A 13,353-nucleotide genomic window follows, 5' to 3' on the forward strand; every position below is an offset into this window, starting at 1 on the left:
TTTAGTCTGCAATCTCTACTAATCTTGTAAAACATGCTACGACGAGATTAAACCTCAGGGTTTATAATCTCGTCAATTTTATTAGCTAAATTAAGGTGTTCCCAGGCCGAATTTTTATTTAATACATTGGTCATTAAACAAACCATATATTTTTTGCCGTTAGGGTGTTCCACGATAATAACCGAATTCATATAATTAAAAACGTTTCCTTGGTAGTCGCCACAACTCGGGTTTTTTGCACGATCACATTTATAGAAACTACCAGATTTAAAGTAAACAGCCGCTTCTTTTAGCTTTGGCGATTGCGCATAACGAATACGTCTATCTGTTAAATAAATAAGGCGCTTCATTTCTAAGCTACTTTCTTTGTCGTGAATGTTACCCTGCTCTAAGGCAACTAAAAATTTCATTAATCCTTTAGGAGTGGCGCTACTTCCACCTTTTCTGCCTACATATTTTGCCGAAGCATGGGTAAACATACCACCTAATTTCCATTCGTCTTCACTAATTCCAATATCTCTTAATGGTTGATTAATAACACGATGAGCACGGTTGGTTAGGGTGTCATGACGGTTTTCTTTAAAATAGTTTAAAGCTTCTTCATCGGTAAGTTTAGGGTAATCTTTTCCAAAGTGATTCATTAACATCACCTCTCTAAAAACAACAGTAGCTGCACCATTATTACTTACAGAAACCATATGATCCAACCATTCGTAAAGTGAAAACACATCACTAGCAACCACTTTACGTTTTACTTGACGATCTTTTTCAATGTCATAAACCGGAATCGTATGATGATCTCCAGTTCCGAAAATTCCAGAAGCGACGCGTTTATCACGCATTAATTCGGTTCTTTTATCCCATGAATCTGGATATATTTTTTTTAATTCTGAAAAGAAGGCGTTCAAAACAACAAGTTTACCCACACTTCCTGGCTGATAGCCACGGTTCTCGTTGTATGCGGCATATTTTAGATTGCTGGGATCGGTTATATCTAAAGCGGTAAGGGAGTAATTACCGTGAGGAATCACTTTTTGAATTTCATTCGAAAACGCCTTGTCTTCAACAAGCATATCTTCTACAGATTCGCCGTTACAGGATACTAAATTGAGTTTAATATCTTCAAGTTTTAAAAGCGCTCCTTTAGGAATTCGGCTATAGCCTTTTTCACTATTTACGGCTTTTTGCACATAGAGTAAACGGGCTATTCCTGTCGATTCGTAACCGTCAATAGGGTAAATTAGGCTTAAAAAGCCAAGAGATAAGCCAAGGCCTAAAAATAAAAGTTTTTGCATGGTTTTAAATTTTTGAATTTAGATCAACGTGTTGTTTGTAATCAATTTTTGGTGTGATTGATTTTAGATACTCCGAACTAGAAGCTTTTTTGTTTTCTACAAAAGGTCGAATTTGAAATAACCAAAGTTTATCATCTTTGAATCCCATTTCCATATCGTAAGGACCTCTATAGTCCGAGCCAGTTTGTTCAGGCATTTTTTTACGAACCTGAGCCACCATGTCTCTAACAGATTGCATGTTTTTCTCAGATAAGATAGGCGCTTCAAAGGTGGTGTATTCACGTTTGGTACCGCCTGTTTTTGGTAAGCTTAAAAAGCTTGGTTCTCTTGAAGGGGATAATAATTGGTTCGAATGACTCGCAACCATTCTTGTTTCTGCCGATTGCCCATCAACAGCACCACCAGCACCTTTACTAAAGGCTATGGTTAAATCATTTTTACCACCAGCATTAATTCCAGTCGTTACTACTACGCCAGAATAATCTACGTTTACACCTGGGATAACAAGAATTGAAGGGAAAACATATTCTGGGTTAAGTAAATATTTTTGACGCCATTTTAAACTTCTTTCCATATATGGTGAGGCCCAAACTTGTTTTATGCCATCAATAATGTTCTTTTCAGTAAGTACATTAAATAAGGTTAAGTTTAGTCCAGCACCGGTAAACTCTTTTAAGTCTTCCATATTGGTGTCACTTCGTAAAAACACAGGAGTTTCTCCAATAGGCTTGTTAAATGCTTTTTTGAAATGCTCACGTAACTGGGCAATAAAATCACGGTTTAAATCCATGTTAATGATGGCCGTTCTTAAAACACTTAGGCGACTAAACTGATAAGCTTCCACTTCATTTTCAGTTTTGTTAGCCTTTTTCATGTTTTCACATTCTTGATACGTTTGTTTTAAATATTCCCAGTAGGTCATATTTTGTCCCTTCATAGGGTTGTCAAGATGTTTTCTGAAAATTCCAAAAGGAATTACAAAGCCTTCAACAACGTGATCAGGAAACATGTGTTTTAATTGTGATAAGTTAGCTGCTTTTGGTCCGCAAAGTTTTCCTGAATCGGAAGCATCCACCTCGCGCATGTTTAAAATATCGGTTTGATCAAGTTGAATGCGATCTACAGGAACTGTAATTTTATTGGTGCTGCGTTCCACTTTACTGAAAAGGGCTTTTTCTTCGGAAGTCATTTGTTTTTCCGTTTTTAAAATAACATTCCCTTTTGTAGAAACAGCATAGAATACTTTTTTACCGTTGTATTTTGCCAAATCATCTAGGTTACCCTGCGAAAGTGCCGCATTAGGAACACCTAGGTTTCTTGCTAGTAACTGTACGTGTGAAACCAAGTTTCCTTCAGAAACTGTCATGATACCAGCTACAGGTTTTAAGCCTGAAGGCGGTCTGTTAAATACATAAATTTTATCTTTTGAAAAGTCGATGTTTTCTATAGATCCTTCTACTACTACCAATTCACCATAGGCATAACCAGGGTTTAACCCTCTAATGGTAGCTGGTTTAGAAACACCAATCACTTCATTTTTAATGGATGATTTTTCAGAGATATATTTACCTAAAATAGCCACGCTATTTCCTAAATCTAAGGCTATGGAAGAACGAATTCTATCATCAATAAAACCATAAGCTTTAGGCTCAAACTGCGAGTAAGTTTCAACAGTTTCACTATAAACCGCTTTTACCATACCAGCACTCCACTCTACAATACTTCTAGAGGTGCCTAAAACATCATTTAACTCGGCAATGGTTAAGTGATTTTTGTCTTTGTATAAAGTTAAATTGTGATTGGCTTTGTCGTATTCCCAAAGTTCAATAAGTCCAGTTGCAGCGGCGATGTAGCTTAAATAATCTATTTTTTCAAGCATGTCACTTAGGTGGCTTGGTTGCCATTCTTGTGAAGTTTGGAAAACTGTTTTTTCAATTTTATTAGAAATATTTAAGGCATAAAGTTTGTCTTTGGCCGAACTTAAAGCATCAAAGTGTTTTCTAATATACATCAAAACAGAGCCTAATGCAGAAATTTGATCTTTAGCAGAAGCGGTTTCGCTGTAAGCATTTAATAACTCAGTGATTTTAGATTTATGTGTTGAAGAAAGTTTATTCGTTAGGTTTTTAATGTCCTTGATATCAAGAGGTTTGTAGTAGTCCTCCATGGTGTTTATCAACGTATTGAACTCCTTTTTTTGGTTTGCAGAAAGTGTCGAATTGTGTTTAGATACATAGTCTTTTACTGAAGCGATATCTCTTTTTTCTGGATTTCCATGAATTTTAATTCTAAGCTTCATAAACGAAGGTACCTCGTTACCTAGAACTTTTGATTCGCTACGCATTTTTTGAGCCAAATTGGTATCTCCTGAATGCGGAATATCTGTTAAAGATTGCTTTAATAAAAAGAAATGGCCTATGGTGCGTTGGTTGCTTTTTAATAGCCATTCGTAAAACTCCAAGCCCCAATTCTGTTCGTCTTCCGATTGCATAGCCCCACGATAAAATCGTCCGCGTCTGTAAATCCAGCCGTCATCTGCATTCTGCAAAAACTTTACCAGTTGGTATTGTTTTAATCGGCTGTTGTTGTGTGCTTCATCCCAAAAGGCTTCGTTTTCATTTTGAGCAAGAATATTGGAAAAATATATATGATGATCTTTGCCTAGCTTTTCAACGTCAGTTTTAAGGCTGGCATGTTGAATACCTCCAATATTATCTGGACAAGGATCTTTAGGTTCGCGCATCGTGCCATCGTCGCAATACCATTTTATGCGGTGGTATGGCCCTCTAACATCTTTTTTGTAAGCTTCAATTTGAGATTTAATTTTTTCAATGGGTAAGTCCTGAGCAGTTACAAGCGAACTAAGTCCAAGACAACCCAATACCATGAGTTTGGTTGTAAACTTCTGGAAGGTTGGTAATTTCATATACGAATAAGGGAGTTTATGTTAGTTAAATTAATTTATAAGCAAATAAAGATATAAATTTTACAGCATAGATAACGTGTGAACATATCACTATTTGTGAATTAGCCTAAGTTTTTGTTTTAATAAGTGAACTTTAATGTTTTACTTTTCTGAAGAAAGCAGCTTTAAAAGTTGCTGATGCGGTTTTAAGTCTTCGAAAGTGTCAATATCATTTAAAGTTTCTAGCTTGGAAACAGAAATGTTTTTTTCTGATAGTTCTTGTAGAGTCTCTTCAAGTAACTGCGTTTGACTCCAAGGTTTGTTTTCGAAGATGCACGCATGCATTTTACTTAGACCAACAAGATAATAGCCGCCATCTTGTGCGGGGCCAAAAACAACCTCAGTTTTAAGAAGATTTTCTAAGGCATTGTTTAGGAGCTCCTTTGTTAAACTCGGTAAATCAGAACCTATTAAAACTACGCGTTGGTAGCCTTGTTTAAAGGCGTTTTCGAAGGCGTTTTTCATGCGATCACCTAAATCTTGACCTTGTTGGGTGGTTTTATGAGCTCCTTTCCATAGGCTGTTGTCTATAAATTCAGAATAATGTATGGAAACATCAGCCAAAATGTTTTCAGTGGCTTTTTCTGTGATTTCTAACAAAGCTTGGTAAATCTCAACAGCTTTTTCGTTTCCAATAGTTTTGGCCAATCGGGTTTTTACTTTGCCTGGTTTAGCGTTTTTAACAAAAACAATTACGAGTGCTTTATTCATAAACTTTTATACCATTTTTTAACCATTTGCGCCATGATTTTGAATAGGTATGGATGCTGTCGGTTTTTTTATTTTGCTTGTTGTAAACAGGGTAGTCGTTATTCTTCCATTGAAAAATACCGCCGTAAAGATTGTTTACATGGGTGTAACCTGCCTGTTTAAGTTCGTTAGCTATTTTTTCAGAACGCATACCCAAGGAGCAATACACGACAATTTCCGTTTGCTTGTCTGGTACTTTTTGAATCACAGAATCTATACTAAAAAAATAATAGCCAACAAATATAGCATTTTCAAGATGGCTAACTTGGTACTCCTTTTGTTCTCTAGAGTCTAAAAGCACAAATTTGTTATAATGCTTCGCAAGCGAATCAACATATAAATAAGGGATGTTGTTTTGATTGTGTTTATCTAAAAGTTTATCTATAGTTTTTTGACCATACAGTGGCAAACAGCTAATAAAACCGATGAAAAAAAGAATGTGTAATTTCATGTGTGCTAGACTTATATTTTGGTTTCCGTTTCCATAGAAATTTAAGTAACCACACCTTGGCAACTACTTCCAGCTCCAGCTGTACACCCATAACAATGTTGGGAAATCGTAATATGTCTCCCTTCTAACAAGTTTTCATTATAATCGGAAATATGTTTCACCGGACTATTTACTGGAAGTTCCAGCATTTGGTTAAAGTCGCAATCATATAAAAACCCGTCCCAACTAACCGAAATCGTGTTGGTACACATGACGCTTTTAACGGCTGTAGGGTTGTAGGCTTCCACTAAGGCGTACATATAATCTTCATAGTTTTCAGAAGCAATTAGATAATCTAAAAATCTTGAAATAGGAAGATTGGTAATAGCAAATAAGTGATGAAAATCGATGTTAAAATCTTCTTTTAAAGCCTTTTTGAAATCTTTTTCCATCGAAGCCTGGTCACCTGGTAAAAAGGCTCCCGATGGGTTGTAAACCAAATCTAATTTTAAATCACTTCCAGGCATGCCATAACCTATGGCGTTGAGGTCTTTTAATGCTTGAATAGATTTGTCAAAAACGCCATCACCACGTTGTTTATCCGTTTTTCCTCGTGTCCAATGTGGCATCGAACTTACCACGTGCACATGATGTTTTTTGAAAAATTCAGGGAGGTCGTGGTATTTTTTATTGGCACGAATAATGGTTAGGTTGGAGCGCACAATAAAATCTTGAATGCCGGCCTTTGCAGCTTCTTCAACAAACCATCTAAAATTCGGATTCATTTCTGGCGCACCACCGGTAAGGTCTAAAGTATGGGCCCCGGTTTTTTTTATAACATCCAAACACTGCTGCATGGTGTCGCGAGTCATGATTTCTTTACGGTCTGGACCAGCATCAACATGGCAATGTGCGCAAACTTGGTTGCACATATAGCCTAAGTTAATTTGTAAAATCTCTAGTTTTTTTGCTTTTAGAGGATATTGTTGGGTTTCCGAAATTTTAGCTTTAAAAGTGGGTAATTCACCGTTTTGGAAAATTCCGTTAGACAGAATCTTAAGCTGTGCTTCACTTTTCTTTAAGGCGCTTTCTCGTTTGTTTAAAGACTGTATGGGCATTGAGATGTTTAATTTTTAGTGTAGGTTATAAATTGGCAACGAAATAAACGTAATTTCTAATCAAATTACATTTCCAATTTATTCACCTTGTTCATCATTTGAACCCCATGGACTAAAGTGGCTCCGCTTTTAATGGCAGCGCCTACATGAACAGCTTCCATCATTTCTTCCTTGGTGATACCACGTTGTAAACTGTCTTTGGTATAGGCATCAATACAATATGGGCATTGTTCGGTGTGCGAAACCGCTAAAGCGATTAAAGCCTTCTCACGAGCGGTAAGCGCGCCTTCTTCGAAAACTTTTCCATAGTAATCGAAAAATTTTTCACCTAAAGTTTCATTCCATTCACTTATTTTGCCAAATTTTTTTAAATCGGCTGGGTCGTAATATGATTTCTTCATAATATTTTATTGTGTCTCGGGGTAAATCTAAAATTTTAAGTCGATAAGTTACTTTTAACATAACAAAATCCGTAGTAATATTTTGAAAATAGTTACAACGGATTTATAGGCTAACAGTTGAAATACGTATTAGTCACGCGTTATACTTCTTGAGATGATGATTTTTTGAATTTCTGAAGTGCCTTCGTAAATCTGAGTAATTTTCGCATCACGCATTAAACGTTCTACATGATATTCTTTTACAAAACCATTGCCGCCATGAATTTGAACGGCTTCCACGGTTTGCGTCATGGCTACTTTTGAGGCGTAGAGCTTGGCCATGGCACTAGAAAAATCGTAATTCATGCCTTGGTCTTTTTCCCAAGCTGCTTTCATAACGAGGTTTCTAGCAGCTTCAATTTCGGTAGCCATATCGGCAAGCTTAAAGGCTATAGCTTGATGATTGCAAATTTCAACACCAAAAGTTTTGCGTTCCTTCGAATACTTTAGTGCGAGTTCATAAGCGCCAGCAGCAATACCAAGCGCTTGGGCTGCAATGCCAATACGTCCTCCCGAGAGTGTTTTCATTGCAAATCGGAATCCTGAACCATTTGGGCCAATTCTGTTTTCTTTCGGAACCTTAACATCATTAAATTGAAGGGTATGTGTGTCGCTTCCGCGGATACCAAGCTTATCTTCTTTCGGACCAATATGAAAACCTTCGGTGCCTTTTTCAACAAGAAAAACATTGATGCCATGTGAGCCTTTTTCTTTATCAGATTGTGCCACTACTAGATATACATCGGCACGACCGCCACTTGTAATCCAGTTTTTTGTGCCATTAATTAGGTAGTGATCGCCTTTGTCTATAGCAGTTGTTTTTTGTGAGGTGGCATCACTTCCGGCTTCGGGTTCGCTCAAACAAAAAGCGCCTATAAATTCACCTGTTGCCAGTTTGGTTAAATATTTTTGTTTTTGTGCTTCTGTGCCATAACATTCAATGCCATAGCAAACTAAAGAGTTGTTTACCGAAACAATTACAGATGCCGAGGCGTCTATTTTAGAAAGCTCTTCCATAATGAGAACATAGGAAATAGCATCCATGCCGCTTCCGCCATACTTGGGGTCTACCATAACACCAAGAAAACCAAGTTCTCCCATTTTTTTGACTAATGCATCAGGAAAATGTTGGTTATTGTCCCTTTCAATGACCCCTGGGAGTAATTCGTTTTGAGCAAAATCGCGAGCAGCATCGCGAATCATGAGGTGTTCTTCTGAGAGTGTAAAATTCATAATTCGTAATTATTTAGTTTATTTAGTTGTTTTTTTTATCAAATATAGCTTTTTAGTATAAATTATTTAATTTGCTTTACTATTTTTACCATCATATGCTAAAGAAACAATACCACATTATAGGTGTCATGTCTGGAACGTCACTTGACGGAATAGATCTAGTTGAGCTGCAATTTAAATTAGATAAGACCTGGCAATTTCAAATTATTAATGTTGAAACGGTTGCCTATACCGAAGCCTGGAAAACTCAGTTAAGCGATTTGGTGTCGCTTTCACAAAAGGAGTTAGATGACATTGATATCGTGTACACCAACTACCTTGCTGATGTAATTAAAAACTTCATTCAAAAGCATAATATACAAGACATTGATGCCGTTTGTTCGCATGGTCATACAGCCTTGCATCAGCCTGAAAAGGAGTTGACTTTGCAAATAGGTAATCTGCCTGAAATTGCTAAAAAGCTAAACGAAAAAGTGGTGTGTGATTTTAGAGTTCAAGATGTAGAATTGGGTGGACAAGGAGCGCCATTAGTACCAATTGGTGATCATCTTTTATTTCCAGAGTATGATTTTTGTCTCAATTTAGGAGGTTTTGTTAATCTTTCTACAGCTATAGATGACCAGCGTATCGCCTATGATATTTGTCCTATGAATGTCGTACTAAATCATTATGTCAAACCATTAGGATTGGAATATGATGATGCTGGAAAAATCGCATCAAAAGGCTATGTTGATTATCAATTATTATCCGATTTAAATGAATTAGATTATTTTAAAAAACCACACCCTAAGTCTTTAGGGATGGAGTGGGTTAAGGAGGTGATTTTTCCACTTATTGATTCCTATGAGTTACGTGTTGAATACATTTTAAGAACGTTTGTTGAGCATATCGCAATTCAGGTGGCTACGGAGATTAATATTATAGATGACGCTTCCGTTTTAGTTACTGGTGGCGGTGCTTACCATAATTTTCTGTTGTATAGATTGCAGTATTATTCAGATAACAAATTTATAGTTCCTTCTCGAGAAGTTGTTGAATTTAAAGAGGCGCTTATATTTGGTTTTCTTGGTGTTCTAAAACTAAGAAATGAAGTGAATTGCTTACAAAGTGTTACGGGGGCTTCCAAAAATCATAGTTCTGGAAAAATTTTTCTTCCCTAAAAATTCCAAAAAAGTAAGGTCAAAGTGTTTTGTTTTTTATATTTGTTCGGTTGATGATTTTATGAAATCGACGGTCAATTAGCTTTTATTTAGATTCAGTGTAAACAATAATACTGATAAGTGTCTAAAAATAAGCTGTTTTCCAAAATGATGGACTTAAAGTTATTGAAGGTGTTGGATAATAACAACAGGGGTGAAATCTTTAGATTTAAAGAAACGATTAAGGTTTTTTTTTTGATTTTTTGATCACTCTGTTAAAAAACGAGGCTATTTTTATTGAACCACAATGAATAGCACGAGTTTGATATTATCTTTTTAAATTGAAAAATGGCTCATGTGTTTGTGTGTTTGAGGAAGGACATATAAATAACAATTGAAGCCTTTTTTGTTGATTTATAACGAACGAATTAATAAACAAACAAAATTAAAAAGCGGAAATATGTGCTGCCGTATTATAATAGCACACAACAAACTAACAAACAGAATTTATGGAAGCAGCAATTATTTTAGTATTTGTATTGGGCTATTTAGCCATTACAATGGAACATAGTATAAAGATAGATAAACTAATCCCTGCTTTGATCATGATGGCCATATGTTGGGCCTTAGTCGCTTTAGGATTAGATATGTTTCCTAACTGGTTTGATTCATCTACACATACTTTAATAGATACTTTTGGAGGTTTTCCTTTAGAGGAGAAAAAACACCTTATGGAGGAAACCTTATTACACCATTTAGGTAAAACAGCCGAAATTTTAGTGTTTCTTTTAGGGGCGATGACTATTGTTGAAATTATCGATTATTTTGATGGTTTCTCTACAATCAAAGGGTTTATTACCACGAAGAAAAAGACTAAAATTTTATGGATATTCTCAATCTTAGCTTTTATTTTATCTGCGATTATTGATAACCTTACAGCAACTATTGTACTAATTTCAATTCTGCAAAAAATTGTAAAAGAGAAAGAAGTACGTTTATACTATGCCGGTTTAATTATTATCGCGGCTAATGCTGGTGGGGCATGGTCTCCAATTGGTGATGTTACAACAACCATGCTTTGGATCGGTAACAAAGTAACTACAGGACATTTAGTAGGGTATTTATTTGTGCCTTCATTAATGTGTATGGCAGTGCCTACTTTTATAGCTTCTTTTTTACCAGTATTTAAAGGTGAACTTCAAACAGAAGAAGGTGTAAATCCAAAACCTTCTAGATTAAGCAGCATCATGTTGTATTTAGGTTTAGGAGCGATTGTTTTTGTGCCTATTTTTAAAACCGTGACGCATTTACCGCCTTATGTAGGGATGATGTTATCTTTAGCAGTGGTGGCCATTTTTGCTGAAATATATAGTAAGTCTAAATTTAGTATTACAGATATAGATAATGCTGAAAGTGAAGCGCATGCACACCACAGTCCTGTGCACCATTCATTATCTAAAATCGAGTTACCAAGTATCTTATTCTTCTTAGGAATTTTAATGGCTGTTGCAGCTTTAGAATCCTTAGGGATTTTATTTGGATTTGCTGGTGGTTTACAAGAAATGATGCCAATGATTGGTACGGAAATTCACAGTGGTGAAGGTGTTTCAGATCTTGTTGTTCTTTTATTAGGTGTAGGTTCGGCAGTTATTGACAACGTACCATTAGTGGCAGCAAGTTTGGGGATGTTCCATGAAGCTACAGATAATGAATTATGGCACTTTATTGCCTTTTCTGCAGGAACAGGTGGTAGTATGTTAATTATTGGTTCGGCAGCAGGTGTTGTTGCTATGGGAATGGAGAAAATCGATTTCTTTTGGTATTTAAAAAAGATTTCTTGGTTAGCCTTAATCGGTTTCTTAGTGGGATCTGCTGTGTTTATGGTAACTAGAACCTTATTCTAATCTTATAATTTATTAAACGAATTAAAAAAGGATGAGTCTTTTTAGATTTATACTTTAACAAAAAAAGCAGCGTTATAATGTTGCAATAAACCCCAAGTATATGCTGAATATTTTATTACAAGAAACACCAGATGGTGTTGATGCGATTCCAGAGGGAGAATCGGTTGAAAAAACACTTTCAATTATTGAATTAATTGCTAGCGGAGGCGTAGCAGGACAGGTTATCATCGCCATTTTGTTCTTATTGCTTGTCGCAGCTATTTACATTTATTTCGAACGTATTTTTGCTATAAAAGCGGCATCCACTATAGATGCTAATTTCATGAATCAAATTAAAGACCATGTGAGCCATGGTAAAATTGAATCGGCACAACAATTATGTAACCAAGTTAATTCTCCGGTGTCTCGATTAATCGGAAAAGGGATTTCTAGAATTGGAAAACCTCTTGCCGATATAAACACAGCTATTGAAAATGCTGGACGTTTAGAAATTTATGGCTTAGAAAAAAACGTTAGTGTTCTAGCGACTATTTCTGGAGCGGCACCTATGATTGGTTTCTTAGGTACGGTAGTTGGGATGATATTAGCGATTTTCGAATTAGCAAACGCTGGAGGAAGTATCCAAATGGATGTTTTAGCTAGTGGTTTATATACGGCTATGACTACTACAGTAGCTGGTTTAATTGTTGGTATTGTAGCCTATATGGCTTATAATCACTTGGTAGTGAAAACCGATAAGGTGGTGTATCAAATGGAAGCCCATTCTTTAGAGTTTTTAGATCACTTAAACGAGCCAACTTAGTATGAATCTTAGAGGAAGAAATAAAGTAACTCCAGAATTCAATATGTCGTCTATGACGGATATTGTATTTTTACTACTTATCTTTTTTATGATTGCTTCTACTTTAGTAACTACTAATGCTATTGATATTTTATTACCTAAGGCCAGTGGTAAAACGGAAAATAAAAAATCTATAGCGGTAAGCATCAAAAAAGATTTAACGTATTATATCGATCAAAAACGTGTTGGCGAAAGTGTCTTAGAAAATGAGCTGCTTACAGCTTTATCTTCTGCAGAAAAGCCAACTATTATTTTACGAGCAGAAAAATCGGTGCCCGTTGAAAATGTTGTAAAGGTTATGGATATAGCCAATAGAAATAAATTTAAAGTCATTTTAGCTGTTCAGCCTAAATAACATGAAATACTTAAGAACCAAACACGAACGAAATTCGGCAAAATTAACGGCGTTAATTAGTATCATTATTTTGCTGCTTTTATTTGTGGTTGGTACGAAATATATGGACCCGCCAGAGGAATATGGTGTGGCTGTAAATTTTGGTAATTCAGATTTTGGTAAAGGGGATGTACAGCCATTAAAACCTGTGAAATCAGAACCTCGAGAGGTTGAAGAACCACCACAACCTGATGTTCCTGAAGAAGCTGAGCCAGAGCCAGCAAAACCTGCTGAGACTAAAGAGGAGGTTTTAACAGCAGACAACTCGGAGGAAATAGCCATAAAAAAGCAAAAGGAAGCTGAAGCTAAAGCAAAGGCGGTCGCTGATGCCAAAGCTAAAGCAGAAGCCGAGGCTAAAGCGAAGGCAGAAGCAGAAAAAAAGGCTAAAGAAAAGCGTGAGCAAGACGAAAAAAAGAAAAGGTTAGACGCTCTAATAGGTGGTGTAAAAAAGTCTGATGGCTCAGAAACTGGCGGAGAAGGTAATGATAGTAGATCTGGTGATAAAGGTCAATTGGATGGAAACCCGTATGCTTCTAGCTATTTTGGTGGACAAGGTTCTGGCAGTGGTGGTGTAGGTTACGGATTGAATGGTAGAGGTAAGGCCTCTTTTACAAGGTTGAAGCAAGACTGCAATGAATCGGGCTTGGTTATCGTTAAGATTGAAGTGAATCAAGCAGGTAATGTTATCCTTGCAACTCCTGGAGTAAAAGGAACTACCAATACAGCCCCATGTTTGTTAGAACCGGCTAAAAAAATAGCCCTTTCCCATAAGTGGCCAGCCGATCCTAAAGCACCCGTACGTCAAGTCGGTTTTGTGAGTGTCAACTTTAAAATTAGTGAATAA

At 36.3% G+C, this 13,353-nt stretch carries 12 protein-coding genes; 5 read left to right on the forward strand and 7 right to left on the reverse strand.

Annotated elements, in window-relative coordinates; all coding sequences use genetic code 11:
* Positions 1–47: 47 nt before the first annotated feature.
* The 7 genes from JJL45_RS05005 to JJL45_RS05035 form a co-directional block, all read right to left on the reverse strand.
* Complete coding sequence (locus JJL45_RS05005; protein ID WP_068602787.1) at positions 48–1,295, reverse strand: serine hydrolase; 1,248 nt, start codon at positions 1,293–1,295, stop codon at positions 48–50.
* A 4-nt stretch (positions 1,296–1,299) separates the two neighbouring features.
* The gene (locus JJL45_RS05010) at positions 1,300–4,221 is read right to left on the reverse strand and encodes a PEP/pyruvate-binding domain-containing protein (RefSeq protein WP_082935892.1); all 2,922 of its coding nucleotides are present in this window, start codon (positions 4,219–4,221) and stop codon (positions 1,300–1,302) included.
* Between the two features lie 141 nt (positions 4,222–4,362).
* Complete coding sequence (locus JJL45_RS05015; RefSeq protein WP_068602786.1) at positions 4,363–4,971, reverse strand: TIGR04282 family arsenosugar biosynthesis glycosyltransferase; 609 nt, start codon at positions 4,969–4,971, stop codon at positions 4,363–4,365.
* Complete coding sequence (locus JJL45_RS05020) at positions 4,964–5,461, reverse strand: rhodanese-like domain-containing protein (RefSeq protein WP_068602785.1); 498 nt, start codon at positions 5,459–5,461, stop codon at positions 4,964–4,966. The genes JJL45_RS05015 and JJL45_RS05020 overlap by 8 nt, the downstream gene beginning before the upstream one ends.
* A 41-nt stretch (positions 5,462–5,502) precedes the next feature.
* Complete coding sequence (gene arsS, locus JJL45_RS05025) at positions 5,503–6,558, reverse strand: arsenosugar biosynthesis radical SAM (seleno)protein ArsS (protein ID WP_202664337.1); 1,056 nt, start codon at positions 6,556–6,558, stop codon at positions 5,503–5,505.
* Between the two features lie 65 nt (positions 6,559–6,623).
* A complete protein-coding gene (locus tag JJL45_RS05030) occupies positions 6,624–6,959 on the reverse strand; it encodes an arsenosugar biosynthesis-associated peroxidase-like protein (protein ID WP_068602783.1) in 336 nt (111 codons plus the stop codon).
* A gap of 129 nt (positions 6,960–7,088) precedes the next feature.
* On the reverse strand, positions 7,089–8,231 hold the full coding sequence (locus tag JJL45_RS05035) for an acyl-CoA dehydrogenase (protein WP_202664338.1): 1,143 nt from the start codon (positions 8,229–8,231) through the stop codon (positions 7,089–7,091).
* Positions 8,232–8,326: 95 nt separating this feature from the next.
* Between JJL45_RS05035 and JJL45_RS05040 the strand changes: the two genes are divergently transcribed.
* From JJL45_RS05040 to JJL45_RS05060, 5 genes are all read left to right on the forward strand, one after another.
* On the forward strand, positions 8,327–9,391 hold the full coding sequence (locus tag JJL45_RS05040; protein WP_202664339.1) for an anhydro-N-acetylmuramic acid kinase: 1,065 nt from the start codon (positions 8,327–8,329) through the stop codon (positions 9,389–9,391).
* A gap of 488 nt (positions 9,392–9,879) precedes the next feature.
* Complete coding sequence (nhaD, locus tag JJL45_RS05045) at positions 9,880–11,274, forward strand: sodium:proton antiporter NhaD (protein WP_068602780.1); 1,395 nt, start codon at positions 9,880–9,882, stop codon at positions 11,272–11,274.
* Between the two features lie 100 nt (positions 11,275–11,374).
* A complete protein-coding gene (locus JJL45_RS05050) occupies positions 11,375–12,076 on the forward strand; it encodes a MotA/TolQ/ExbB proton channel family protein (RefSeq protein ID WP_067147227.1) in 702 nt (233 codons plus the stop codon).
* A gap of 1 nt (position 12,077) precedes the next feature.
* The gene (locus JJL45_RS05055) at positions 12,078–12,470 is read left to right on the forward strand and encodes an ExbD/TolR family protein (RefSeq protein ID WP_067147229.1); all 393 of its coding nucleotides are present in this window, start codon (positions 12,078–12,080) and stop codon (positions 12,468–12,470) included.
* 1 nt (position 12,471) lies between these two features.
* Positions 12,472–13,353 (forward strand): energy transducer TonB, encoded by an 882-nt coding sequence (locus JJL45_RS05060; protein WP_068602779.1) that lies wholly within the window; start codon positions 12,472–12,474, stop codon positions 13,351–13,353.

Origin of the sequence: Tamlana sp. s12 (assembly GCF_016767215.1) — a bacterium.
Taxonomy (GTDB): Bacteria; Bacteroidota; Bacteroidia; order Flavobacteriales; family Flavobacteriaceae; genus Pseudotamlana; species Pseudotamlana agarivorans.